Source organism: Microbacterium sp. UBA3486 (assembly GCF_002377845.1).
GTDB lineage: Bacteria > Actinomycetota > Actinomycetes > Actinomycetales > Microbacteriaceae > Microbacterium > Microbacterium maritypicum_A.
In genome coordinates this window covers 1-26,630 of sequence record NZ_DFQP01000014.1, presented here as the reverse complement: position 1 = coordinate 26,630, position 26,630 = coordinate 1, and the positions used below count along the sequence as shown (strand labels likewise).

The window sequence follows — 26,630 nt, the reverse complement described above, 5'->3', positions numbered from 1 at the left end:
GACCTGAAGATATCCGTCGCCCGGCTCGAAGGACCACCACGACGTCTGCTCACCGCGGGAAGGAGATGAGACGGTGACCACCGAGATCCTCACGATCGTCATCAGCGCGATCGGCATCGTACTCACCCTCGGCACCAGCCTTTTCGCCGCAGGCGCATGGATGGTGCGCAGAATCGACGATCGCATCGACGCCGTCGAAGAGAAGCTCAGCGCCCGCATCGACGCTGTCGACGAGAAGCTCAGTGCTCGCATCGACGCGGTAGCCGCAGACGTCACCGACCTGAAGATATCCGTCGCCCGACTCGAGGGTCCACCGCGTCGCCTGGTCACTGCGAGCCGCTGATAGTCCCTCCGGAGGGAAGGTCTAGCGCAGCACGAGGGCGGCGGCGCCGATGAGCGGCCCCTCGTCACCCAACCCCGAGCGCACGACGCGTGTACGGCGCGAGTACTCGTGAGCCGCGCTGCCGGTCAGAGCCTGCTGCACGAGGTCGATGTAGTCAGAGGACACCCGAGAGAAGCCGCCGCCGATGGCGACGATATCGAGGTCGACGAGTGTGGCGGCATCGGCGAGCGCCTCCCCCACCTCGCGTGCAGAACGTTCGATCGCCGCCCGCGCGATGGGGTCTCCGGCGGCGGCGTCCCGCGCGAGGTCCTCGCCGGTCGCACCTGCCCAGCCCTGCTTCTGCGCCCAGGCTGCGCTCGCCGGCCCCGAGGCGATCTCCTCGAGCGTCAGACCGCCCTCGCGGCGCACCTGACCGAGGTGACCGGCATTGCCGGTGGCGCCGGGAATATATGCGCCGTTCGCAACGAATCCCCCACCGACCCCCGTCGAGACGACGATCGACAGCGAGGCACCAGCTCCCTGCGTGGCCCCGAGCCACGACTCGGCGAGCGCGAGCGCACCGCCGTCGTGACCGAGCACGGTGGGCACGTCGCTCCCCATGACGGTGGATGCCGCCGCACGGACCGACTCCTCGAGCCTGAAACCACGCGCCAGAGGCATGTTCACGGGCATGATCGCGCCGGCGGTGCGGTCGATCGGGCCGGCGCTGCCGACTCCCGCTCCGACGAGCTCACCGTCCGAGGGCAGAACCGCGAGCGCATGCTCGACGATCGCGACAACCGCGGTGTCGAGCGACGCGAGAGTCGCTTCGCGACCGGTCGACTGTCGACTCCTGCTGCCGTCGACGAGCAGACCGTCCTCCGCGACGAGCGCGGCCTCCATCTTCGTGCCGCCGACGTCGACGGCCAGCGCGTAACGCGTCACTGCGGGTCGAGCCCGAGGTCGTCGAGGTCGAAGGCGGCGCGCCATTCGAGTCCCTCGGCTTCGATCGCAGCCTGCGCACCGGTCTTGCGGTCGACGATCACGGCGACGGCGACGATCTCGGCGCCTTCCTTGCGCAGGGCTTCGACGGCCTTGAGCGCCGACTGCCCGGTGGTCGAGGTGTCTTCGAGCACGACGACGCGCTTGCCCTTGACGTCGGCGCCCTCGATCTGGCGGCCGCGGCCGTGGTCCTTCGGCTCCTTGCGCACCACGAACGCGTCGAGCGGAGTGCCGGCCGCGACCGAGGCGTGCAGCACCGAGTTCGCGATCGGGTCGGCGCCGAGCGTGAGCCCGCCGACAGCCACGACGTCGAGGTCGCCGATCAGGTCCAGCATGATGCGGCCGATCGCGGGAGCGGCGCGGTGGTCCAGCGTGAGCTTGCGCATGTCGACGTAGTACGTCGCTTTCTTGCCGCTGGAGAGGGTGAAGTCGCCATGGAACACCGCCTCGTCCTTGATGAGGTCGAGGAGTGTCTGGCGGTCTGCGTCGAGTGCGGTCACGGCATCCAGTGTAGGAGGTGGGCCCTAGGCTGGAGGCATGCGCTTGGCCACCTGGAACGTCAACTCCATCCGCACCCGCGTCACCCGCACCGTCGAGTTCGCCGTCCGAGAAGACATCGATGTGCTGGCGATGCAGGAGATCAAGTGCAAGCCCGAGCAGTTCCCCTACGGGCCGTTCGAAGAGGCCGGCTACCACGTCGAGGTGCACGGCCTGAATCAGTGGAACGGCGTGGCCATCGCCAGCCGTCTCCCCGTCACCGATGTGCGCACGTCCTTCGACGGGATGCCGGGGTTCGCCAAGGGACATGAAGGACCGGATGCTCCGCTCGAGGCCCGCGCGCTCGGCGTGATGGTCGACGGGGTCCGGGTATGGAGCCTCTACGTGCCCAACGGGCGCTCTCTCGAAGACCCGCACTACCTCTACAAGCTGCACTGGCTGGAGCAGTTGAAGAAGTCGACGGCCGCCGAGCTGTCGGCGAACCCCGACCTGCCGCTGGCACTGGTCGGCGACTTCAACATCATCCCGTTCGACGTCGACAACGGCGATCCCGACATCGTGATCGGCCGGTCCACCCACGTCTCTCCGCAGGAGCGCGACGCGTTCTTCGCGTTCCAGGATGCCGGGGTGACCGACGTCGTGCGCCCGCTGATCCCCGAAGGCTTCACCTATTGGGACTATCAGCGCCTGAAGTTCCCCCGCAACGAGGGCGTCCGCATCGACTTCGTGCTGGGATCACGCACGCTGGCCGAGGCCGTGACGGGCGCATCCATCCACCGCGACGAGCGCAAGGGCGAACAGCCCAGCGATCACGTCCCTGTGGTCGTCGATCTCGACGGCCGACAGCTCGGAGCCGGCGGCGCCGATGACGACGACGACATGCCGATGATCTTCTCCTGAATGCCGATCCCGTGAGTGTGCGTCTGATCGCCACCGATCTCGACGGCACGCTTCTCGATTCGACGTCGTCCGTCACCCCGCGTACCCGCGCTGCCCTCGACGCGGCACGAGAGCGGGGCATCCACGTCGTCCCTGTCACGGCACGCCAACCGATCGGGCTGCGTGCCATCGCGGCGGATGCAGGTTTCGACGGGTGGGCGCTGTGCAGCAACGGCGCCTACGCCGTGCGCCTCGACGACGGGCGGATGTTGTTCTCCGAAGAGCTTCCCCCCGAGACGATCCGCATCCTGGCCGAGGCTCTGCGCGCGAGCATCCCCGGGCTGCTGTTCGCGAGTGTGCGCGACGCCGGCGAGACGTTCGTGGCGCAGGACGGCTATGCCGCGATCGCCGCTCTCGCCGACCACAAGCGCGACCCTGCCACGATGGGTGGCGTGCCGTTGCCGCACGTGCTCGCCGCTCCCAGCCTGAAGTTCGTGATCCGGCACCCCGAGCTCGCACCCGCCGCGCTGTTCGACGCGGTGCGAGCGCTCGGGCTCACCGGCTTCGAGGCGACGCTCTCGGGTGCGCCGTTCGTCGAGGTCATGGCCGAGGGCGTCACCAAGGCGACGGGTCTCGCCCGGCTCTGCGAACACCTCGGTATCGACCGCGCCGACGTCGTCGCCTTCGGCGATGCGCTCAACGACGTCGAGATGCTCCGCTGGGCAGGGCATGGCGTCGCGATGGCCGACGCCGAACCCCTGGTGAAGGACGCAGCCGACGAGACGACCACCTCGAACGACGACGACGGCGTGGCTCAGGTGATCGAGCGACTGCTCGCCTGACGCGCTATTGCACGTCGGCCGAATACCTGACAAATGGATTCGTCGAGCGACTCGATATTGCAGGCGACGCGACGGCACGCATAGCTTTCGGTTGTGAAGCTCCCCCACGCCCCGCACACAGCCCGCACCCGTCGTCCCGCATCCGACCACCGCGAAGGCCGCCGTGGACGCCGCCTGACTCTCCTCGGAGGGATCTGCGCGGCAGCCATCGTGCTCGGCGGCGGCACGCTCTCCGCAACTGCCGCGCCTCCGGCTGCGGGCCTGGGCGCCGAGAAGACGCTCTCGGGAACATCTTTCCGGTCCGTGCAGCAAGCGGCGATCGCCACGGCAATGTCGACCGCGCAGGCGACGGGCGAGCCCGTGCCTGTGGAGGGCATGATCACCCCCACACAGCAGCACCTGGCGATGCCCGATGGCACGATGCAGTACGAAGCGTCGACCGTCCCGGTTCGAGTGGAGCAGGACTCCGAGTGGGTGCCGGTGGACACCACCCTCACGCGAGTGGACGGCTGGCTGGAGCCGATCGCCTCTGCCGCACCCGTGCGGTTCTCCCTCGGCGGCGGCAACGAGCTGGCGCAGGTGCAGACCGAGTCCGGGGAATGGGTCACTGAGACCTGGCCCTACGGCACGCTCCCCGCCCCGACGGTCGACGGCGATACGGCCACGTATGCGAACGTGCTGCCCGACGTGGATCTGAAGATGGTCGCCACCAAGACGGGGCAGGCATCGGTCTACGTCGTCAAGACCGAGAAGGCGGCACAGTCGGGCACGCTCGACGATCTCCACGTCCTTATCCGAGACGCCGAGCTGAGCACGAAACCGAACGGCTCCGTCGAAGCGGAAGCAGCCGATGGTTCGCAGATCGTTGCGGGGCAGCCACTGTGGTGGGACTCCTCCGAAGGAGGCAGCTTCCGCGAGCCCGGAGCAACCGAGCCCGTACTTCCGGTGACGCACGACATCGGCGACGATCGCGTGGCGCTCGACGTCGGGGCCTCGGTCACGACGCAGGAGAAGGCATCCGGACAGGAAGTGACCTATCCGATCTTCATCGACCCCGACTGGTCGGCCGGCATCCAAGCATCCTGGTACACGGACGCTGCATACCCGAACCAGTCGTACCTCAACGCGAGCACCTCGGATGTCCTGCGCATGGGACGATACGAGAACTTCCGGGGCAACATCTTCTACGAGTTCATCATCAGCCCCCTCGCGGGCAAGGAGATCCTCGGCGCACGGCTCGGGGCGACGCAGATCAGATGGGCGTCATGCCCGAACAGTCCCGTCCAGGTGCGCGCCTTCGGCCCGCAGTCCGGAGGATTCACCTGGAACCAGCAGAACCACTCCCTGTGGGGCCCTGTACTGGACACGCAGAACCCCGGCTCGTGCAGCAGCGGGCCTGAGGCCGTCGGCTGGAACGTGACGGCGGGCGTTCAGGCCTACGTCGGACAGACCTGGTTCCAGCTCGGGCTCGCGCCCCAGAACGAGACGGTCGTGTCGCGACGCCACTTCAGTCGCGCGGCTACTTTGACTGTCTCGTACAACAGCCGTCCGAACGCGACGACCGACCCCGTCTTCGTGTCGCCGAGCCGTCAGTGCGGCACGGCCGCGGCTCCGGCCATGATCGGCCAGACCGATGTCACTGTTCAGGTGAACCAGACCGACCCGGACCCCGGGAACGTCGACGTGAACTTCCACATCATGAAGGCCTCGGCGCTGGCGACCTCGCTGCAGTGGAAGCACCCGGGGCTCGGCGCACAAGGGCTCAAGACGGCGACCTTCACCGGACTCACCAACGGTGAGACCTACGCCTGGTACGCACGAGGGAGCGACTGGGTGCACGACGGTGTCGCGCCCACCGCGTGGTGCTACTTCACGGTGGACACGACGAAGCCCGCGGTACCTGCCGTGACCGCCCCGACAGGTGCGACCTACACGGTCGGCACCAGGGTCGATCTATCCGTCTCCGGGGCAAGCGACGTCGCCGGCTACGTCTACTGGGTGACGCCGACGCAGCTCAGTACCCCGGCACCTCCCGTCCCGGCAGACGGGACGGTCTCGGTCAATGCGACGCTGCCCGCGTGCGCGACGGCCCTCACACAGAACGTGCGCTGGGCGTGCAAGGCTCCGGCCGGAGCGACCACACTGAGCGTCGCCCCGACCGACACCCTGTCGACGCTGTGGATCTCCGCATACGACAAGGCAGGAAACCAGTCCGCCGCGACGGGCGTCCCGCTCTACCCCGGCGGCAACACCGGAACCCCCGCTGCCGCCGCCGACCTCGATGCGGGACACGCGTGGCAGGTCACGCAGATGTCCACCCCGCTGCCGAACACGATCCCGGACTCCAACCCGTGGATCGGCGCTGGTGGCATCGACTTGCTGATACCCGAGACCAGCTCCACCACCTCGACGGATCTGCCCGACCCGCCCATCGAGACCCCGGTGCTGTCGACCGCTGGGGGAACCGCCATGGAGGTGAGCACGATGTATCCCGCCGTGAACGCGATGAACAGCTTCACGTTCAACGTGTGGGTGAAGACCCGGTATCTGCCTGCCTCAGGCTCCCAGAAGATCGCGATGCAGGGAGGAGGCGCGAGCGGCTCCGTCCAGCTGCAGGTCACCAGTGCGGGCACCTTCGCCTTCTGCCTCGGAGACTATTCTGTGAACTCCGCCAGCACGACACCCACGAGCAACTGCGCCACCGGCGGTACGGTGACACCCGGATCGTGGCAGATGCTCACCGGCATGTGGGATGCGACGAACAAGCAGCTCCGACTCCTCGTCGGCAACTCGATCACCCCGGTCGCCGTCAATTCGCACATCAACGGAGCCGGCGACCGCTCAGCCAGCGGCCCCCTCGTCTTCGGCCCCGCTCCGATGACAGGACGATTCGAAGGCCTGATCGCCAACCCCGTCATGGTTCCCGGCGTCATCAACCACATCCAGCTCGCGCGGCTCAACGCCTTCGAGCTGCCGTTCACCGACTGAGCACGAGGTCATTTCTCGGAGCCGCACACCGGCGCGGACGAGCAGCGCCCATCTGTCACGGACGCGAGCGCCCGGCCGTGCTCGCTCGATTCATCGCGAGGTGCGGGTGTCTCGCGCGGGTCCGATGACGAGCGCCCATTCACCCACTTCCACGATCCCTCCGACCACGAGTCAACTCTCGTACCCCCAGCAAGACGCGCACTCGAAAGGCGTCGGCCTCTCCATCGCACCGCACCAAGCCGACAGCCTCGGATCGACCGGGATATCGGCTGATCGAGCGTCACAAGCGACAGGACCGAACAGGCGGACAGGAGACAAGCCATCTTCCGATGATCACGGCAGCGGCGCGACCACATAGCTGCGTTTTCCATCGCATCGAGGCACACCAAACTCGTACCAGCGGACTGTCGCTCACCGCCTGATCCGGGCCACCACAGGATGTCAGCGGTTCCTGCTCCATGGGGCGAATTCGGACGCGGCTCAGCGTGCTCCTCACGGGCGCACCCAGACGGTTCTCGTGAACTCCCAACCGAGGCTTCGCTCTCGAGATGATCGGCCGCACGAGTAGTCAGCCGTGTAACCCTCCCCCCAAGGGTGTCCGTCGTACGGGCACCGATATTCTTCTCGGTCGTTTGGTGTGGCCCAGTATTCTCGGGAGAAAACGTAGAGGGAAGGCGGCTCGTACGGCTCGAGAACCGGAAGCCTGTCCAGCGAAGGCACCTCTGTTTCCAGCGCGACGCTGTCTCCCCAGGGTAGAGCGAGGCGAGCTTCCATTCCCGCCGGTAGCCTCCGGTCGCACGACGACAACAACTCAAGACTCGCTTGGATATCGAACCCACCATCGGGGGTCTCGCCGAGGATCTCGTCCAGGTGGTTGACCACGAACAGACATCTCATCGAGTCGATTTTGGCCACGCTTTGCGCGACCCATTCAGACACACGTTGCTCATTCAAGAGGAAATGCTCCACCCGTTTCTCTGCAGCCAGGAAGTCTGATCTCGAGTCAAAGCGCTGAAGCCATGTTTCCACGTGCCATCACTGAGGGGACCGCTCACGCCACGAGAGCGGCGAACGGAACGGGCCCTCTCAGAAGCGCGCGAGAGGGCGAAGCGGGAACCGAAGCGCGCCAGACGAGCCGGTCCTCGTGTCAGCTAGCGGTCCCTGTGCTCGATCCTCCGCCGTCCTGCCGCGACTCAGGTCGTATCGGGACAGGGCTTCGAAGACACATCACCTTCCGGCGTCAACCACTTACCGGGGGCGAGCCCGTCTTCCGGGATCCTGAAGAGCGCGGACGTGACCTGCCCCAGTTTTTCGTTCATGTCCAGGAAATAGCGCACGCCGGGCTCTGGGTTCGACTTCAGGCTGACACTGTTGAGGAGATCCGGATTGTTGCCGCCGACCACGAGGATCTCGCCAGCAGCGACCGAGAGGTCTCCGGACGCATCCCAGATGTGCTGGCGTCCTTGAACGCCGGGAAGGTCAGGTCGTTCCTCCACGTAGACTTCGGTAATCGTTCGAGCCTCGCATACCGCGACCAAGAGGTTCTCGCCGTCAGTGCCCAATGTGTATGGCCCGTACTGATATGCGGTCTCACATCCAGCGAGAACGAGCACCGCTCCCGCCAAGGAGGCCAGCGCAATCGCACGATGTGAGCGCATTCGCTTTAGCCGCATCCTTCGTACCCCCCTCCAGGAAGCGCCGATCTCTATTCGCGTCTGAACGGGTCGATACGGTTGTACAACCAGAGATCCGGCTATGCGTCGGCGTTCGCAGTTTGAGACGCAACGGGCCCCGTGAGCGATTCGAAGATGGAATTATACCCATCGTCGATTACCACAAATAGGAACGATTCTGCATCAAAAATCGAGTGAATTATGACTCGCACCTCACTCACGAGACGAAGGACGTCCGGCCTGGAAAGAGGGCCGGCCGAAAGACCAGCCGCCCGCCCCCCCTCACTGTGGCAAATGAAGGCGTTTAGCGGGTATCCGGATGCGCCGATTCGTATTAGATGCGTGAGCTCATTGGATGCCGAGCCGATATCGAGCCAGCGAATGACTCTGTCATCTACGAACGAGGCATCATCGAGGCCCGGATCGCCACGACGAGCCAGATCGTCATCGACTACGAGAATGCCAGCAAGCTCTGAAAGCCGAGTCAAGGTTTCGCCGAGGATGCGATCCGCATCGCCAATTCTTGCGGATTGCGAGAATTCCGATAAAGGAGCAGCTGCTCCATCTTGAGGCAGGATTGCATATGCGCGGATGGGCTCGCGGTCGAGCGCTCCCGCAGCCTGTCGGGCGAGATGAGAGCCCTGGTCGAGAGATTCCTTCGACCAATCGAGAGCCTGCTTGACTGGAATCGAGACAAGCCTGCCATGGACATGCATCTGATCATCACCAATCTAGGTTGAACGACTTGACGGCACCCCGGGCTATCACGGGAGCTTCGGTTCGACTCGTCCGTCGGGGAAAACTCGGTACATGGTTCCGTCCGGAGATCGCCAATCGTAATGGGGGCCGATCGGCTCGGGGTGCTTCAGGTCAGGATACAAGTACTCATTGGTCTTGGTGTTGTACCAACTGCCGGGACCAGATCCCGGCGTTGTTTCCCTGCCCCGCCATTCCCAGCCGGCCCCGGGGGAGATCGAGGGGTCATCAAAATTCACGCGGACCGGAGTCGGCGTGCTCCTCGACGGGTTGGCCGAGGTACCGATGGCAACACCCGTACGTAGCACCCTCACGATTCCCACACCTGGAATGATCGTGATCGCTAGCTCGACACCCTTGAGGAGCCCCTGGTTGAATGCATCGTTCGCCTTCGCATACTCGGGGCCACAAGGGATGCGCGTCGTCGGGAAGTCAGCGCATCGCTGGTACTGGAGCAGCGGCCCCATTCGATCAGCAAGCGCCTGGGCCTGTGCCGGAGTAAGAACGGCTTGGTTCGTTGGCGAGGAGCCTTTTGGTTTGACACCGCTGCCGCCGGGTTTGGTCGACGACCATGGCTTGACGTTGGCATATGCCGGCTTTCCCTGAGTAAGGTTTTGCGCGATCGTGGCAGACCCTCGAGGACAGTTGGGCTCGCATCCGATAGTGAGCCTCATGCCGCTCGGGTCCATGTATGTGGTGGGGTTGTTTCCCGAGTACGTGTAACCGGTGTTCTGCTGTGGAAGGCTCGTGTCGATCACAGGATCCACCGACAGGAACTTTCCGAGCACCGGGTCGTACGTCCGTGCACCGACCGTCGTCAGCCCGGTCGTCGCGGTAACGGGCTTGTTCATGTACCCGGTTCCGCTGCCCCACACACCAGACGATCCGATCGGTGCGCCATACGGATCACGGAACACGCGCGTGGTCGCACCCGTCGCGTTCGCCACCGTCTGCACGTCCACCGTCCCCTCCAGGTTCGAGAACAACCACGTCAGCGTGGTCCCCGCGGTCCCTGTCTTCGCAGACTTCTCCGCGATCGGCTTGCCCTCCGCACCACTGTACGTCCGCACCCCCGCGACCACGGTCGACCCCGCAGCCTGCGTCAAGACAGTGTCGCCGACGAACAGCGCTGAACCTTCCGTCGTATTGGTGCGCAGCAGGATGCTGCCGTCGACGTTGTAGACGGTGTCCTGCGTCGTGGACCCGGCCACGACCTTCGATACCTTGCCAAGGTCGTTGAACGTGATCGTCTGGCCCGGGCGCCCGGTCATGTTACCGGCCGTGTCGTAGGAGTATGATCCTGGCCCCACTCCTGCCGGGCCGGTCACGATGTTGACCGCATGCGGACGGTCTCCGCCCGCTGCTGCGTACGTGTACGTCGCGGTCGTGGCCGTTCCCATCGACGAGCGCTTCACCAGTCCCGTGCGGTTCCCGGTGGCGTTGTCGTACGTGTACTGGTGCCAGTACGGCTCAAGTCCACCCATCCCGCTCGCCGACGGCGTGGCCTCGCACCCCGTCGATGCATTCGGAGTCCACGCCGACTTCAGCTGGCGCAGCGAGTCATACGCGTAGCAAGCCTTCTGCGTTCCCGCCGTCGGCAGCACAGAGCTCATCGTCGCCGATGTCACATTCCCGACCGCATCACGCGTGTACGAGCGGTCGGCCACATAGTGCCCCAGGTCGCCGAACACCGCGTTGTCCTTGATCGACAGCACCGCCCCCGTCGCGGCGTCATAGCCGTAAGTCGAGTACGCACTGCTCGTGGATCCGTTGACCCGGTTGAACTGCGACAGCTGTCCGATCGGCGAGTACACCGTGTTCGCGAGGATGATCGAGGTGCCGCGCACACCGCTCAGCTTGCCCCAGGAGTCATAGCTGTAGCGGATCGTCTCCGCCGGCAGGCCACCCATCGCGGGCATCTGCTTCGCGAGCAACGACGAATCCGCGTTGTAGTAGAGCGTCGTCTTGTAGTTCGTCCCCGCGAAGGCGGGTGCACCTGCCGGAATCGACAGTGTCGAATCGAGCGGATTGCCCGCCGCGTCGTACGAGCCGACCGTGGTCTTGTAGGCAAGGCCCGGGGCGCCGGGCGTCGACCCCGTGTAGGCGGTCGATGTCGTGACGAGCCCCTTCTTGACCGTGTCGTAGGTCCACGACGAGAGCATCGCGCCCGAAGAGGTGCCGGCGTAGGAGGCCGTCTTGCGGTTGAGTTCGTCGTACGTCGTGGTCACGATCTTGCCGCGGGCATCCGTCGTCGAGGTCATGTTTCCCGCGAGGTCGTAGGTGGCCGTCGTGACTCCCGAATCGGCGTCGTCCTGACCGACCCGGTTGCCGAGCAGGTCGAACGTCCAGGTCCAGTCGTTGCCGGCCGGATCGGTCATCTTGTTCATCCGCCCACCCCCGTCGTACGCGTACGTCGTCGCCTGTCCGGCGCCGGTGATACCCGGGGACAGGAACTGGAGGAGCTTGGTCTTCTGCCCGAGGGAGTTCGTAAACGTGCTCGTCGACGTTCCCCCGGCCGGCGGCACCATGTCGACCCGATCTGCACCGGGGTAGGCGTTGACCGTCTGCGAGTGCACGGTTCCCGAGGTGTTGAGGGTCGACGTGAGCGCGCGACCGACGGCGTCGTACGCCGTGATGACCTGCGAGGGGATGTTGCTCTCCGTCACCGGCGTGAAGAACGCGGTTCCCGGAGTGATTGACGCCGTCCAATACTCATTGTCGACGAAGTACTCTCGCCCCTGGTTGTCGTAGTTCGTGGTCTTCACGACTGTGCCGCCTCCGACAGCGAGGCTCTGCGTCTGCGTCTCTCGCCCGAGACCGTCGAACAGCTGGTAGCTCGAGACGATGCCGCCACCGGTCAGGGTGTCGGACTTGATCGTATTCGGGCCGGTCTGCGACAGCGTGTATGAGAACGACATCGACGGCGCCGCGGGATTCGCGGCCTGCGGCTGCAGCGGCAGCCAGACCTTGGTCGAACGCCCCAGACCGTCGATCGCGATCGTCGTCGTCGAACCGTTCGGGTCGACGATCTTCGTCTTGGCGCCGGTCGTCGGATCGAGTGTCGTCACCGTCTGCCACGAGAACGGTGCCGCGTTCGTCTCTGACGTCGACAGCAGCGGCAGCGCCGTCGCAGGGGTGTACGCCGTCGACGTCGTGCGCCCCAGCGGGTCGGTCTTCGTCAGCGGGCGTCCGAGTGAGTCATAGGTGGACGACTCCTTCGTGATCCAATGCGGCTGCCCATTCTCGTACTTGTCCACTACCTGCGCCGATGTCGGAAGCCCCTTGTTGGCTGCTGTTCCCCAGGCCAACCCGTCGTAGGTGGTCTTCACGTCGCTGACGAGGTCTCGCGGGAATTGCGCTCCGGACACCCCGTCACACGTGGCGTTGATCGTCCGTACCTGACTGGGGAGCCCGATGATCCAGGCGGAGGTGTTCGCCGCGGCGTAAGTCGTCGTGACGCACCTGCCCGTGGCATCCGATGGGATCGTCGACACCGTCAGCGGATAGCCGTAGGTGCCGTCGAACGTCGCACGCGTCTCGAGCGTGCGGTTCCCGCCGGTCGACAGCGGCTCGGTGACGATCATCTTCTGCACACCGCTCAACCGCGCTTGCCGCGTACCATCACTCGAGGTGACGTTCGAGGCCCACGGCGTGCTGACCTGCGTCGAGACCAGAGCTCCGCCGACACCGTTGAAGGCCTGCTGCTGATACGGCTGTCCAGCGAACCAGCGGTCGTCCGGGATGCTGGTGCCGGTGACGTTCACCGTCTTCACGCCCCCACCTGCCGCCGCCCTGTCTCCGTTCATGCCCTGGTAATACGTGTACTTCGAGACCTTCTGCGCCGCCGGCACCGCGGGGTCACCCTCACGCACCTCCACGGTGTTCACACCCGCGAACACGTTCCACGTGCGCGAGTTCGCCACCGTCAGCGGCGAATCGTTGTACCGCCACTTCGGCGTGCCGTAGAAGTACTGCGTCTGCTGCACCTGGCTCAGCGGACCACCCGTCACACCGTTGACGAGGATCGAGGAGACCGGATACTTGTGGAACAGATCCTGCCGCCCGCCGAGCGGGATCGTCGACTGCGGCACCCACCACTCCGGGAAGCACCACTTCGTGTTGTTCGGCAGGTCTGCGAGGATCCCGGCAGCCTGAGCCGGTGTGCACTGCTGCCCCTGGTAGTTGACGCTGATCACGGCGCCGAGACTCGTCTTGATCGAGCTCAACCGCCACTTGTCGAGTGGGGCGAGACCATCGACGACCCACACCCGGTTCTGCATCGTGACGCCGGAGAAGACCGTCGCCGGCTCCGCGATCGCCGGCTGCCCCGCCGCAGTGCCCGTGCGCTGCACCTGCGTGAGCCACAGGGCAGCCGATGTCCCGTCGCCGGGATCAGGATACGAGTGCCCGAGAGCCCAGGAGTCGACGGTCGAGTACTCGCCCGAGACCTTCGCCTGCGACTCCACCTTCACGAGGCTCGCGTTCGTGAAGAACGAAGGTGAGATCTGCGACGCGCTGCACGAGGTTCCGGTGCAGAGCTGGTCGAACGGCACGTCGGGATACTTCGCCGGATTCGCCGGCATCACGGCGCTGTCGAGAGCCGCAGCCGTGCACGATGACCCGGTGGCGTCGTTGCATCGGCCCTTTCCGTCATAGCTGAAGAGAACCCGGTACCCCGCGGCCTTCGACGCGAACAGGTCCATGGCGCGCAGCCCGTACTCGATGCGCGTGAGGGCACCGCCACGCTGGTACGCGGTCGCGCCAGAGCCGCCCTTGGCGTACTTGTTCGTCTCCGCCGTGTAGTACAGCGTCTGCGCGTTGCCGTGCACATCCACGACGTAGTCCAGGTTCCACCGCCAGGCCTGTGAGCAGGAAGACGCCGCGAACGTCGAGGCATGACAGGGCTCCCCCGCATCGTTGCCGAACACCGGGACCGTCCAGGTCGAGTTCGTCGTCGCCTTGCCCGTGGACCAGCCGGGGAGCTGATTGAGTCCGAAGTAGTACTGCGTGCCGTCGGTCGTGGTCATCCGCCAGCACTCGTTGTTCACCGTGCCGTTCGCCGCACAGCCCTGCGCAGCACCGACGAGGCGCTCGAACCGGGTGCCGTCGTCGTTCTGCAGCTTCCAGACACCGCTGGTCGCATCCTTGATGAGTGCCCCCGACCGCCCGGCCATCGACACCGTGGCGTTGTCGGTCTTCCAGCACAGGTCGCCGGATGTCGCGACCGCACCACTGGGGCCGTCATCCTTCGCGCACGGGATGTAGCTGCGCTCGATGAACCCGGCGGCGGTGAGGTCCCATCCTTCACCCACCACCGACGGCTGGTTGTTCGTCGACGCCGTGAGTCCATCCACCGACTGCGAGTTGTAGGACAGGCCCACGGACGGTGCCGGTCCCGCGCCCGGCGAGGGGACGGCCATGTCGTAGTTCCACGTGAACGCACCGGTCTGCTCGGCGACGTCCCATGTCGACGACGACTTCAACGGTGTGGCCGCGTATGAGCCGGTGCCGTTCGCGCTGCTCACGCCCGACAGCGCCGCGAGCATCATCGGCTCTTTCGAGACCTTCGGCGTGAGCACGAGTCCCTCGTCCGTCGCCGCACTCGCCACCGGGATGGCCTTCTCCGACACGTCCTCGGGCTTCGTCGACGCGGGCACCTGCACCCACTCCAGGCGACTCGCGAAGTCGCCGCCGTAGGCTCCGGCGAGCAGCTGCTGCGGCATCCGCACCGCGACCGGCTCCCCTTCTTCCGCCGCATCCTGCTGCACCAGGGAGACGACGATGCCATCGAGCCCCTTCTTGGCCGCGGCTTTCTCGTCGAGGATCTCCACGACCACGGACGGGTTCGGCGACACCCCTTCCGCGGCCTCGTCGTTCGAGTTCTCGGCGTCGCCTTCCGGTGCGCGCTCCTTCCCAGCCTCCTCTGTGCCGGACGCCGGCGCGATGGCGAGCCCCGTGTCACCGAGCGGTTTCCACTCCCCGGCCACCGTCGCCGGCGCGGCCCCCTCCGCGCCTTCCGCCGCGTCGGTCGTGACGCCCTCCAGATCCGACTGCTCGAGAACCACGTCGGTGCTCTCCAGCGACGGCATCTCCACGGCCTCGGGGGTGGCCGAGTTCATCGACGAAAGCGGGTCAGCGCCCGCATCCGCCTCGCTGATCGTCGAACCCGGTACCGGATCGCCGAAGACCGGGGTCTCGACGGTCGGGGTGGGCGACTCGGCGAAGGCCGCGCCCGGAGCCGCGACCAGCACGCCGCACGCGAGCACCGAGGTGGTGAGGACAGCAAGAATCGTGCGAGGGCTCCGACGCGCCATGGTCAGTCTCCGGTACTCAGTCGGTGAAAGGGAGTTCGAAGGCGGCCAGGCGCGCCAGCTGCGCGTGATCGACGACGCCGGGCACCATCACCGGGTTGGTGATGAGCCCGATGAAGCGGAGGCTGTCAGGGCCCGGGGCGAACATCAGCCGCCCGCTGGCGGTGCGATCGCCGCTGCCGTTGACGTGGCCATTAACGGCGACCGGCGTGATGGAGTTGCCGATGTGGAGGCGGAGCTGCTGGTTCGCGGCATCCCAGATCCCGGTGACCATCTGCCAGGTGCTGGGCACGACCGTTCCCCCGGTGACGCAGTTGTTGTCGCGGGCGGTGTTGCTCATGTTCACGTACTCCTCGCCGAGGCAGAAGGCGTACTTTCCGGTGCTGGTGATCTGCAGCTGCATCGTGCCGATCCCCGGGCCCCGCTGGATCGCGATGATCTGAGGCATCGGTGCCACGTGCGCGGGCTTGACCCAGAGGCTGAAGGAGAAGCTCTGGGACGCATCGACGGGAGCCGCCAGGGACGTGATCTCGTATCCAGCGGTCGCCACGTTCGTCGAGAGCACGGGAGAGGCGACCGGGAAGTCGGGGAGGTCCGTCGTGGTCGTCGAGGCGGTCGCCGGGATCATGAGGTCGATGGCATTCGCACCGATCCATGGGTTGGAGTCCGGAATCGCCTCTGGGAGGGGAGACGACATCGTCGTGAGCTGCCAGGCGTGTCCCGCATCGAGGTTCGCCGCCGCGGCCGGGGTCCCGGTGTTCCCGCCGGGATACAGCGGATGCCCCGTGGGAGCGGACTGATTGCCCGCCTTGTCGTAGGCGGAGACCCATACCGTCGACAGCGAATCGGTCGGTGCGACGGTGACGGTCGTCGCGCCGCTGCCGGTCTTGCAGGCCCACCGGACGCTGTTGGTCACTGTGGTCGCGCAGTTGGGAAGGGCCGCAGCCACGGAGACCGTCCCATCAGCCGGCACCGGTGGCGCCGGGGAGACCAGCTGCGTGGGCGTCACCCAGTAGACGTAGCCCGCGACATCCGATGCACCGGTCACAGACAACGGGATTCCCGTTCCGACCACATAGGAAGCACCTGTCGGGGCCTCCACCACCGGCACGGCGGGCTTCGTCGTATCCACCGTGAAGTAGCACCACTCGCTGTAGCCGGTGCCGTGATGTGTCGTGTCCTGTCCTCTCCCCCGCCAGGCGTACGTCTCACCGTCGACGAGGCCGGTGAACGTCACGGTCTTCGTCCCGCCGGCCGCGAGGCCGGACCCGAGCGTCTGCACGAGAGCGCCGAGGTTGCCGGCCTTGGCCAGGTAGAAGTTCGTGCCGACACTTCCCCCGTCGGGATCCGTCTGGTTCACGGCCACCGCGACGTTCGTCTGGCCGACCACGGCAGGGGCCGCGGCGGTGCCGCAGGCGCGCGAGGGCGATGTGAACATGGGGGCGGTCGGAGTGTTCGGCAGGGTGTTGTACGACACGATGAGCGTGGCCGCACGACTGTAGTGACGCCGCGAGGGCAGGCTCGAACTCGTGTAGGTGAAGGCGAACTGAATCGCTGAGGCACCGACCTTGGCCTGGACCCCCGTCGTCACGTTCCACCCGACCGCCATCGGGGCGGACCCGAGACCGGGCCCGTACCACGGGGCCTGCAACGGCGCGCTCCATCCGCCTGTGCCTGCGGCATTCCACGCCTGCTCCTGCGCCCAGGTGAACCCGGCGGGCTTGATCCCGTAGGTGTGCACCTGGATCGCCCCGGCCCCGCTGGAGGCCACGGCGAGTTGGGTCGTGTTGAGCCGAGCGCTCGTCACCACCTTCCCCGCCAGAGCACCGATGGGGAACTGGAAGAACATGTCGGAGCGATACTGCTGATAGATACCGACACGCAGCACATCCGAGGCCCCCGCCGAGAGGTACGACTGATTCGGATAGGCGGCGTCGGTGTACCAGGAGGCGGTGATCCCCGACGACCAGTCAGGATCGACGAAGATCGGATACGTGATCTCACCGTCGCGCTTCTCATGTTTCGCCACCGAATCGCCGACGTCCATCAGCACGCGGTCCGTCTCGACCTCGTGGCTCACGGGCAGCGGAGGGGCCTCGCCTCCGGGCTCCCGGTAAGTGCCGCCCTCAGACGAATCCCACCACAGCGGTTGGCCCGCGACGATACGGGATTCGCCTCCGGCATCCGCGGTGACGGTGCCTGTCGAGTCCGTGCGCAGTTCTGCGTCCTCCACGACGACATGAAGGCCGTCGAGCTTCGCAGACTGCGCCGCCTTCTCCGTCTTGACGACGTAGATCGAGGCCTGGCCGGTCTTCGTCGCGACCATCTTCAGGTCGACGCCGGGAAGCACCTCCGCATAGGTCGCCGTGTCCCCCTCGACTGTCGGAGTCGGCAGGATCCCGTAGGGCCACGTCTCCGTGATCCACTCGCCCGATTCAGCCTGCACCTGGGCGAGTTGGTCGGTGCCGCCGGGCGAGAAGCGCACAGGGGCCGCCGAAGCGATCGGTTCGAGCCACTCGCCGACGGGCGTGAGCGTCGTGTCGACCGGCACCCAGTCGCCGTCCTGTTCCACCCGCACCGGGAGACTCGACGCCTCGTACTGCATCGTCCCGTCCGGCATCGCGAGCGTCTGCTCGGTAGGAGTGATCATGCCCTCCACGGGCACCGGCTCGCCCGTGGCCCGGGCAGCAGTGACTGCAGAGGAGACGGCCACCTGTTGGATGTCTCGGAACGACTGCGACGGAAGGGCCTTCCCCGCACCCTGCCCTGCGGATACGGGAGATGCCGACGCTGACAGCGCTCCCCCGCCCAGGACGATGGCGAGGACGCAGACGGAACTCAGAGCAATACGAGCACGACCGCGCGAGCCCGAGGAAAGGAGATTCACAGACGAAAGCTATGGTTTCGCTGGGAGCCGGCGCAACGTCGATCTTCTGGATTAATCCGTTTGTAAGGTATTCGCCGCTCGAGCAATATGGGCCTCGTCAAGACGCTCGCGACCGAGCTCCCGTTCCAGCTTCACCCGCGCCCGACTCAGCGTCGTGAACACCGCCGACTGCGAGCAGCGCAGCAGTTCCGCGATCTCCCCTGCGGCCAATCGATCCCAGTAGAAGAGGACGACCATCCTCCTCTCCCGAGGGGTCAACGCGATCGTGATCGCATGACGCACCGCGATCGCGTCGAGGACGTCGGATTCACGGCGGCCCCCTGCCCCCTGACGCAAGGCATCCATCGCTCTGGCTTCCGATCGCGTCTTGCGCTCACGATCCTTGAGCTTGTTGTCCGCGACGCGCAACAACCAGATCAAGCCCAGCGGCTTGCGCTCATCCAGCTTCAACCACGCGAGTGCGAACACTTCGGAGACGAGATCCGACACCTCGTCCGGATCGTCGATCACGCACTCGACGTGGTGTCGAACACGCGCCCAGTTCTGTTCGAAGATCTGGTGGAAGGTTGCGGCGCGCGCGGCTTGCCACGACTGCTTTCCGACCCCCATGTTCGGATCGTATTACACGGGGCGCAGACCTCAACTCACTCGAACGTACCGACCTCCGGCACGCGGTCCGTGCGCCCGTACCGGAGCAGCGTCACGCCCGCCTCATCGATGATCGGCGGCTCCAACAACCGCAGCACCGACGGCAGCGCGTTGTCGTCGAACACCTTCTTGCCCGCGCCGAGCAGCAGCGGGTACACCCAGAGATTCAACTCGTCGAAGAGACCCTCGGCGAGCAGCGTGTGCACGAAATCGATGCTGCCGATCACGTGCACTTCGCGGTGGGCCGCCCGCATCGCGGCCACCTCGGCAGCCAGATCGGCACCGACGCGCGTGCTGCCCTCCCAGTCGAGCGCGAGTTCGGCATTCCGCGTCGCCACGTACTTCGGCACCCGGTTGAAGAGCGTGCCGATGGCGCCCGACTCCCCCTCGGTGTGCTCCGGCCAGTACGAGGCGAAGATGTCGTAGGTGCGGCGCCCGAGCAGCAGCGCGTCGAGCCCGCGCATGCCTTTCTCGATCTCGGGACCGACCCCGGAGGAGGGATACCCGGCCTGCCAGCCGCTGAAGCGGAAGCCGCCGGAGGTGTCCTCGTCGGTGCCGCCGGGGCCCTGGGCGACGCCGTCGAGAGAGGTGAAGAGATCGATCAGGATGCGGCCGGATGCCTGTTGTTCATCGGGATATTGGCTGTTCATGTCGTGCTCCCTACTGTCAGTCGTGCGATGCGGAAGGTGTCGGCGAACGAATCCAGCAGCGATTCGTCGCCCCGGACGACCGCGACGATGTCCTGCGCGAGGGCCTCTGCCGGGGTGACATCGCCGCCGATGAGGCGACGGATACCGGGTCCGGCGACGATCACCGCGTCCGGAGCGCCGTCGGGAAGACGTCCGCCGACCGGCGGCGCCGGCGGCGCGATCTGCGCGACGCGGAGCTCGCCGTCGTGCACGGATGCACGGAGGGCGACGTCGCCGACATGCAGCTCGTACTCGGCATCCACGGCGGATTCCGCCTGGAACGCCGTGCGCAAGGCCATCGTGAGCGAATCGGGCGTGACGACGTCACCCTCTGCGGGATCCCCCATCGCCTGGAAACCCCAGCGTCCGAGCGCGAGCATGATCGGCTCGAACGAGCGGCCGTAGGGGGTGAGCTCGTACACCAGGCCGCAGTTCAGCAGCGGCACCCGTCGCACGACCCCACCCTCCTGCAACTCCTTCAACCGGGTGGACAGGATGTTGGTGGGGATGCGCGGCAGGCCCTGCTTGAGGTCGGTGTACCGACGCGGCCCGACGAGCAGATCGCGGACGATGAGCAGCGCCCAGCGCTCGCCGATCAGCTCGACGGCCGTCGTCACGCCGCAGTACTGGCCGTAGCTGCGCGCCGCCATGTCAGACCGACGCGGCGGTGTCGCCCACGCGGTCCGGGCCGTTCTCGACGGCCTCGGGGGTCATGTACAGGAAGCCGAGCGAGTTGCCGTCCGGGTCGTCGAGGTCGCGTGAGTACATGAAGCCGTAGTCCTGCACGGGCTTCGGCTCGGTGCCGCCGGCGGCCAGACCCTTCTCGAGAATCGCGTCGACCTCGTCACGCGAGTCCTGGCTGAAGGCCACGGAGACCTGCACGACCTCATTCGGGTCGGCGATCGGCTTGTCGGTGAACGTGGCGAAGAACTCGCGCTTGAGCACCATGAAGTAGATGTCCTCACTCCACACGATGCATGCGGCGTTCTCATCGGTGAACTGGGGGCTGATCTCGCAGCCGAGAGCGGTGTAGAACGCCTTGGCACGGTCGAGGTCGCTGGTGGGCAGGTTGACGAACACCTTGGTCATGATGACTCCTCCGGAGATGCGAGCCCATCGGTCGGTGAGCCCTTTCGCGACCAGCTTGCAAAAAACAACCTTGCTTGTCAATAGCAAGTGAGGATTCGGTCCCCCGTGCGGGGGATGCGGCCGGAACGGCCACCGCCCTACGGTGGAGGGATGCCCGCAGCCCCGTTCCTCCGCACGCCGACTGAGCGTGAGCGGCGCAGCGACATCCTGCTCGCCGCCGTCATGTTCGTCGGGGCCGTATTGAGCGCTGCACTCTCCTCGATCGCCGAGATGTACGGCGATGAGCAGGCGCCGCTGTGGACGGCCCTCGTGTACGCGGCGGTCGTCACTGCTCCCCTGGCCGTCCGCCGCCGCTGGCCCGGCACGGTCGCCGTCATCGTGGTCGCCGCCTACTTCACCGCGGTGACGATCCGGATCCCTGAGATCTATGTCGGCAACATCGCGATGTTCATCGCCATCTACACGGCAGGCGCCTGGATGAACAACCGCCGGCGCGCGATCATCGTGCGCGTCGGGATCATCGTGAGCATGTTCGTGTGGCTGCTGATCACGATGTACCGCGATGCGATCAACGAAGCCGACAAGGCGGATGTGATCGCCGGGGCCATGTCGCCGTACGTCGCCTTCATGCTCATCCAGCTGCTGCTGAACGTGCTCTACTTCGGTGGGGCGTACTACTTCGGCGAGCGCTCCTGGGCTGCGGCCAGCCAACTGGCGGTTCTCGAGCAGCGCACGGCCGAGCTGGAGCGCGAGCGGGAGGTCACCGCTGCTCAGGCCGTCGCCCTCGACCGGGTGCGCATCGCGCGCGAGCTGCACGACGTCGTCGCCCACCACGTGTCGGTCATGGGCGTGCAGGCGGGAGCCGCCCGCCTGGTGCTGGAACGGGACCCCGCGGAGTCCGCGCGCATCCTCACCGGGATCGAGGGATCGGCACGCGACGCCATCCACGAGCTGCGCCAGCTGCTCGAGACTCTGCGGGCCCCCGGCGGGGAGACCACCGATGCCGCCTCTACCCTCGTCCTCGACGACATCGCCGAACTCGTCGACGCTTCGACCGAGGCGGGACTGCCGACCGCGTACACGGTCATCGGCGACCCCGCGCCCGTCCCTTCGCTCGTCGCCGTGAACCTGTACCGCATAGCGCAGGAGTCCCTCACGAACGCCCGCCGTCACGCCGGCCCCGACGCGACAGCCGACGTGCGCGTGCGCTACGACGACGACGGCGTCGAGATCGAGATCGTGAACACGGGGCGCCCGGTCGCCCAGCTTCGCCCCGGGCTCGGCCAGCTCGGGATGCGGGAACGCGCCGCGGCCTCCGGAGGCACGCTCGAGGTGATCCCCCGGCCGTTCGGCGGCCTGCGCGTGCGCGCCCGCGTGCCCTTTCCCGTCGCGAGCGAATCGAGCAGGAACCGATGAACGATCCGATCCGTGTCCTGCTCGTCGACGACCATGCCCTGCTGCGCGCCGGCTTCCGCACGATCCTCGACACCCAGCCCGACATCACCGTGGTCGGCGAGGCATCATCGGGAGCCGAGGCGGTCGACAAGGCATCTGCCCTCCGTCCCGACGTCATCATGATGGACGTGCAGATGCCCGACATGGACGGTATCGAGGCGACCGGACGTATCGTCGCCGACCCGGAGGTCGACGCGGCCATCGCGATCGTGACGACCTTCGATCGCGACGACTACCTGTACCGTGCTCTGGATGCCGGGGCCGGTGGATTCCTGCTCAAGAACGCCGGCGCGGAGGATCTGATCTCAGCCGTCCGGGCGCTCGCCGCCGGTGACGGCATGCTCGCCCCTGAGGTGACCCGCCGCGTGCTGGCACGTTTCGCCGCGACGCCTGCTCCGGCGGCGGTCGCGACCACGAACAGCGGCGTGTCGAACGTCACGCTCGCCGAGCCCCTCACCGAGCGCGAGGCCGAAGTGCTGACGCTGCTCGCCGATGCCCGGAGCAACGCCGAGATCGCGCAGGCGCTGTTCATCGGCGAGGCCACCGTGAAGACACACGTCTCGCGCATCCTCCAGAAGCTGGGCGCCCGCGATCGCGTGCAGGCGGTCGTGCTCGCGCACCGCATGGGTCTCGCCTAGCGCGGCACCCCCTGATCCGCGGCGCCCCTCCGTCTCCGCGATACCCTCGGAGCCATGCCCGAAGCCGCACCCCTGTCCCGCCCGATCCTGGCGGGGGTGGTGACGGCACTCGTCGGATTCACCAGCTCGTTCGCGGTGGTGCTGACCGGACTCGACGCGGTCGGGGCGAACGCGGCGCAGGCAGCGAGCGGGCTTCTCGCGGCCAGCCTCACGATGGGTCTGGCCTGCGTGGTGCTCGCGTGGCGGTATCGGATGCCGATCACGGTCGCCTGGTCGACTCCGGGAGCCGCCCTGCTCGTCGCCACGGGCACCGTCGAGGGTGGATGGCCGGCAGCGGTCGGCGCGTTCCTGGTGACCGCCGCACTCATCCTGCTCACCGCGCTGTGGCCGGCCCTCGGCGCGCTGATCGCCCGCATCCCTCCGTCGATCGCGCAGGCGATGCTCGCCGGCGTGCTGCTGCCCCTGTGCCTTGCCCCGATCACCGGGATCGTCGCGAACCCCTGGGGCGTGGCGCCGGTCGTGCTCACGTGGCTGGTGTTCGCGCGCCTCGCACCGCGCTGGGCGGTGCCACTGGCGTTCGTCGCCGCCGCCGTCGTGGTCGCGGTCTCGCTCGTCGGCGTCTCTGCGATCGGCGAAGGCACACCCTTCGACCCCGCCCTGCTCCTGCCGCGCCTCGAATTCACCGCGCCGACGTTCACGGTCGGCGCGCTCGTCGGCCTCGCACTGCCGCTCTTCATCGTGACGATGGCGTCGCAGAACGTGCCGGGCGTCGCGATCATGCGCAGCTTCGGATACGAGGTGCCGTGGCGTCCCGCCATGCTGGTCACCGGGGTCGGCACGGCCCTGGGAGCGACCGCGGGCGGGCACGCCATCAACCTCGCCGCCATCAGCGCCGCACTCGCCGCCTCGCCGGACGCCGACCCCGACCCGAAGAGGCGGTGGGTCGCCGGGGTCTCGACCGGGGCGTCATACCTCGTTCTCGCGGTCTTCTCGGCCGCCTTCGCCGCTCTGGTGGTGCTCGCGCCGACGGCCGTGATCCCGGCCGTCGCCGGTCTGGCGCTGTTCGCCGCGTTCGGCTCATCGGTGCAGCAGGCGATCGACGAACCGGGCGAACGGATCCCCGCCGTGGTGACCTTCCTGGTGGCCGCATCCGGGATCGCCGTGCTCGGGGTCAGCGCCGCGTTCTGGGCGCTCCTCGCCGGACTCCTCGTCCGCACGGTGCTCCACACTCCGCGCCCCTGATACTCCTCCCTCCCTCCCCCCCCTCCCCCTGGCGGGTGATCCCGCAGAGTCCGCCGTGCGGGGGATGCCGGAGACGGGCGCGCTCCGTAGCGTGAAGGCATGACCACAGGAATGCTCGAACTCTCCGGCATCACCAAGAGCTACGGCTCTCGGCGCGTGCTCGATGACGTGTCCTTCACGGTCGCCCCCGGGCGGCTGACGGGCTTCGTCGGCGGCAACGGCGCCGGCAAGACCACCACCATGCGGATCGTGCTGGGGCTGCTGTCGTCGGACGGCGGCCATGTCGACCTGGACGGCGCTCCGCTGACGACCGCCGACCGCCGCCGCTTCGGCTACATGCCCGAGGAGCGCGGCCTCTACCCGAAGATGAAGGTGCTCGAGCAGATCGTCTACCTCGCCCGCCTGCACGGCTTCGGCAAGCAGGAGGCCACGGAGCGCGCGACCGCCCTGCTCACGGAGCTCGGGCTCGGCGAGCGGCTGAACGACACCATCGAGTCGCTCTCGCTCGGCAACCAGCAGCGCGCGCAGATCGCCGCGTCGCTCGTGCACGACCCCGAGGTTCTCATCCTCGACGAGCCGTTCTCGGGCCTCGACCCGCTCGCGGTCGACGTGGTCGCGGGAGTCCTGCAGGCCAGTGCCGCCAAGGGCGCATCCATCTTGTTCTCCTCCCACCAGCTCGACGTTGTCGAGCGCCTGTGCGACGACCTCGTCATCCTCGCGGGCGGCACGATCCGCGCGGCCGGTTCCCGAGACACGCTGCGCGCCGAGCATGCCCGCGACCGGTACGAGCTCGTCTCGGCCGGCGACGCCGGATGGCTGCGCGCCGAGCCCGGCGTCACGGTCGTCGACTTCGAGGGCGGGTACGCGCTGTTCGACGCGGACGGCCCCGAAACGGCGCAGCGCGTGCTGCAGTCGGCCGTGCAGCGTGGCGACGTCGCCAGCTTCGCCCCCAAGCATCCGTCCCTCGCCCAGATCTTCAAGGAGGTCATCCAGTGAGCGCCCCCACCCCCGTCCGCGCCTCGAACGGCATCTGGCTCGTCGCCGAGCGCGAGATCGGCTCGAAGCTGCGCAGCAAGGCGTTCCTGATCTCGACCGGCATCCTGCTGGTGCTCGCGCTCGCCGGTATCATCCTCGGTGGTTTCGCGAGCAAGAACACCGATGCGATGCCGGTCGCAGCGACCGCGGAGACCGCCTCCGCCGTCTCCGCCATCCCGAACGTCGAGGTCACCACGGTCGCCGACCAGGCTGCAGCCGAACAGCTCGTGCGCGACGACAAGGTCGACGCTGCGGTGCTGCCGGGCGATGGCCCCTCGGGCTACACGGTCGTCGCGCTGCAGGAGGCGCCGGGCTCGCTCGTCTCGGCCCTGTCGATCACTCCCGAGGAAGTGATCCTGGAACCGGCGACCACCAACCCGCTGCTGCGGTACTTCATCGCGATCGCCTTCGGTCTGGTGTTCATGATGGCAGCGGCGACGTTCGGCGGCACGATCGCACAGAGCGTCGTCGAGGAGAAGCAGACCCGCGTGGTCGAGGTGCTGCTGTCGGCCATCCCGGCGCGCACACTGCTCGCGGGCAAGGTGATCGGCAACACGGTGCTGGCGATGGGGCAGATCCTCGCCCTGGCGGCCGTGGCCACGATCGGGTTGATCGTCACAGGTCAGCGCGAGGTGCTCACGACCCTCGGGGCGCCGATCATCTGGTTCGCGGTGTTCTTCCTGTTCGGCTTCATCCTGCTGGCGGCGATGTTCGCGGCTGCGGCCTCGATGGTCTCCCGCCAGGAGGACATCGGTTCGACGACCACCCCGATCACGATGCTGATCATGGCCCCGTACATCCTGGTCATCGTCTTCAACGACAACCCGCTGGTGCTGACGATCATGTCGTACGTGCCGTTCTCGGCGCCTGTCGGCATGCCGATGCGCCTGTTCGTCGGCGAGGCCCAGTGGTGGGAGCCGCTGCTGAGCCTGGTGATCCTGCTCCTCAGCTGCGTCGCGGCCATCGTCATCGGCGCCAAGATCTACGAGAACTCGCTGCTGCGCATGGGCTCCCGGGTCAAGCTCTCCGAGGCGCTGCGCGGCTGAGGCTGCGTACCCAGCAACCCGCCCGCCCGCGCAAGGGTGCGAAAACGGAGACGATCATGCTCGTCGTCCGCGTGTCGGCACATGACACGCGGACGACCGCATCGATCGTCTCCGTTTTCGCTTCCGGGAGCGAGCCCGGGTCAGATCACGCCGTCGGCGAGGGTGGTCGGGTTGCCGAAGCGGTGGTTCGTGATCGATACGGCCTGCTCGTGCAGGAACGGCAGCATCTCCACTCGGCCGGCACCGGTCACGGCGTGCGACCAGACCGCCACATCGGGGCTTCCGTCGAGCGCCTCATGCAGGGCCGCGGCGTCGCCGCCGACCAGCCGTACGCGGTGCCACGAGTTCGCCGCCTTGGCGTAGCGCTTGGTCCACGCTGCGTCCGACTCGTGCTTCACGGTCACACCGTGCGCACGCAGCGCCTTCTCGATGCGTGCGGGCAGGGCCGGTGCCGACACCGTGAACGGGCTGCCGCTGCGCAGGGCGGCCGCGAGCACGCGGACACCGTCGACCAGCGGCGTGCTCTCGCCGATGCGCACGTCGACCGCGACCGGACGGTAGCGGAAGAGGTTGCGCTCGACCCCGAGCCCGGACTTGTCGCTCACCGCGCCGAACTCGTCGACCCAGGCG

General features: G+C 67.1%; 19 protein-coding genes and 1 pseudogene. 9 read left to right on the top strand and 11 right to left on the bottom strand.

What is annotated here, in order from left to right:
• Positions 1-73: 73 nt before the first annotated feature.
• The gene (locus B2869_RS01850; RefSeq protein WP_292762010.1) at positions 74-343 is read left to right on the top strand and encodes a hypothetical protein; all 270 of its coding nucleotides are present in this window, start codon (positions 74-76) and stop codon (positions 341-343) included.
• 21 nt (positions 344-364) lie between these two features.
• Here the strand turns inward: B2869_RS01850 and B2869_RS01845 are convergent, their stop codons facing one another.
• Both B2869_RS01845 and pyrE read right to left on the bottom strand, forming a co-directional pair.
• Positions 365-1,267 carry an ROK family protein gene (locus tag B2869_RS01845; RefSeq protein ID WP_292762008.1) on the bottom strand — a complete coding sequence of 301 codons (903 nt, stop codon included), beginning with the start codon at positions 1,265-1,267 and terminating at the stop codon, positions 365-367.
• The gene (gene pyrE / locus B2869_RS01840) at positions 1,264-1,824 is read right to left on the bottom strand and encodes an orotate phosphoribosyltransferase (RefSeq protein WP_021198216.1); all 561 of its coding nucleotides are present in this window, start codon (positions 1,822-1,824) and stop codon (positions 1,264-1,266) included. The genes B2869_RS01845 and pyrE overlap by 4 nt, the downstream gene beginning before the upstream one ends.
• A gap of 37 nt (positions 1,825-1,861) precedes the next feature.
• Between pyrE and B2869_RS01835 the strand changes: the two genes are divergently transcribed.
• From B2869_RS01835 to B2869_RS01825, 3 genes are all read left to right on the top strand, one after another.
• Positions 1,862-2,722 carry an exodeoxyribonuclease III gene (locus B2869_RS01835; protein ID WP_292762003.1) on the top strand — a complete coding sequence of 287 codons (861 nt, stop codon included), beginning with the start codon at positions 1,862-1,864 and terminating at the stop codon, positions 2,720-2,722.
• A gap of 11 nt (positions 2,723-2,733) precedes the next feature.
• Complete coding sequence (locus B2869_RS01830) at positions 2,734-3,543, top strand: Cof-type HAD-IIB family hydrolase (protein WP_292762001.1); 810 nt, start codon at positions 2,734-2,736, stop codon at positions 3,541-3,543.
• Positions 3,544-3,636: 93 nt separating this feature from the next.
• Positions 3,637-6,531, top strand: coding sequence for a LamG-like jellyroll fold domain-containing protein (locus B2869_RS01825; protein WP_292761999.1), 2,895 nt, complete (start codon positions 3,637-3,639; stop codon positions 6,529-6,531).
• Positions 6,532-7,724: 1,193 nt separating this feature from the next.
• Here the strand turns inward: B2869_RS01825 and B2869_RS01820 are convergent.
• From B2869_RS01820 to B2869_RS01785, 8 genes are all read right to left on the bottom strand, one after another.
• A complete protein-coding gene (locus B2869_RS01820; protein ID WP_292761997.1) occupies positions 7,725-8,027 on the bottom strand; it encodes a hypothetical protein in 303 nt (100 codons plus the stop codon).
• Positions 8,028-8,284: 257 nt separating this feature from the next.
• A complete protein-coding gene (locus tag B2869_RS01815) occupies positions 8,285-8,920 on the bottom strand; it encodes a hypothetical protein (RefSeq protein WP_292761994.1) in 636 nt (211 codons plus the stop codon).
• 48 nt (positions 8,921-8,968) lie between these two features.
• Positions 8,969-15,274: an RHS repeat-associated core domain-containing protein gene (locus tag B2869_RS01810; protein WP_292761992.1), complete on the bottom strand. Its 6,306-nt coding sequence runs from the start codon at positions 15,272-15,274 to the stop codon at positions 8,969-8,971.
• Between the two features lie 16 nt (positions 15,275-15,290).
• Entirely contained in the window at positions 15,291-18,158 is a 2,868-nt protein-coding gene (locus B2869_RS01805) for a LamG-like jellyroll fold domain-containing protein (protein ID WP_292761990.1), read from the bottom strand.
• 51 nt (positions 18,159-18,209) lie between these two features.
• Positions 18,210-18,767 carry an RNA polymerase sigma factor gene (locus B2869_RS01800; RefSeq protein WP_292761988.1) on the bottom strand — a complete coding sequence of 186 codons (558 nt, stop codon included), beginning with the start codon at positions 18,765-18,767 and terminating at the stop codon, positions 18,210-18,212.
• Positions 18,768-18,802: 35 nt separating this feature from the next.
• Positions 18,803-19,456 carry a dihydrofolate reductase family protein gene (locus B2869_RS01795; protein WP_292761986.1) on the bottom strand — a complete coding sequence of 218 codons (654 nt, stop codon included), beginning with the start codon at positions 19,454-19,456 and terminating at the stop codon, positions 18,803-18,805.
• The gene (locus B2869_RS01790; protein ID WP_292761984.1) at positions 19,453-20,145 is read right to left on the bottom strand and encodes a winged helix-turn-helix transcriptional regulator; all 693 of its coding nucleotides are present in this window, start codon (positions 20,143-20,145) and stop codon (positions 19,453-19,455) included. The genes B2869_RS01795 and B2869_RS01790 overlap by 4 nt, the downstream gene beginning before the upstream one ends.
• Position 20,146: 1 nt before the next feature.
• Positions 20,147-20,584, bottom strand: a complete 438-nt coding sequence (locus B2869_RS01785; RefSeq protein ID WP_292761981.1) for a VOC family protein — start codon at positions 20,582-20,584, stop codon at positions 20,147-20,149.
• Between the two features lie 150 nt (positions 20,585-20,734).
• Between B2869_RS01785 and B2869_RS01780 the strand changes: the two genes are divergently transcribed.
• The 5 genes from B2869_RS01780 (at position 20,735) to B2869_RS01760 (ending at position 26,000) form a co-directional block, all read left to right on the top strand.
• Complete coding sequence (locus B2869_RS01780) at positions 20,735-22,000, top strand: sensor histidine kinase (protein ID WP_021198208.1); 1,266 nt, start codon at positions 20,735-20,737, stop codon at positions 21,998-22,000.
• A complete protein-coding gene (locus B2869_RS01775) occupies positions 21,997-22,677 on the top strand; it encodes a response regulator (RefSeq protein WP_292761974.1) in 681 nt (226 codons plus the stop codon). The genes B2869_RS01780 and B2869_RS01775 overlap by 4 nt, the downstream gene beginning before the upstream one ends.
• 54 nt (positions 22,678-22,731) lie before the next feature.
• A complete protein-coding gene (locus B2869_RS01770) occupies positions 22,732-23,919 on the top strand; it encodes a benzoate/H(+) symporter BenE family transporter (protein WP_292761971.1) in 1,188 nt (395 codons plus the stop codon).
• Positions 23,920-24,030: 111 nt separating this feature from the next.
• Positions 24,031-24,915, top strand: a complete 885-nt coding sequence (locus B2869_RS01765; RefSeq protein ID WP_292762016.1) for an ABC transporter ATP-binding protein — start codon at positions 24,031-24,033, stop codon at positions 24,913-24,915.
• Complete coding sequence (locus tag B2869_RS01760) at positions 24,912-26,000, top strand: ABC transporter permease (protein WP_292761968.1); 1,089 nt, start codon at positions 24,912-24,914, stop codon at positions 25,998-26,000. Before B2869_RS01765 ends, B2869_RS01760 begins: the two co-directional genes overlap by 4 nt.
• A 140-nt stretch (positions 26,001-26,140) precedes the next feature.
• On the opposite strand, the pseudogene B2869_RS01755 reads toward B2869_RS01760, so the two are convergent.
• Positions 26,141-26,630 (bottom strand): annotated as a pseudogene (locus B2869_RS01755) (1-pyrroline-5-carboxylate dehydrogenase); the annotation flags it as partial.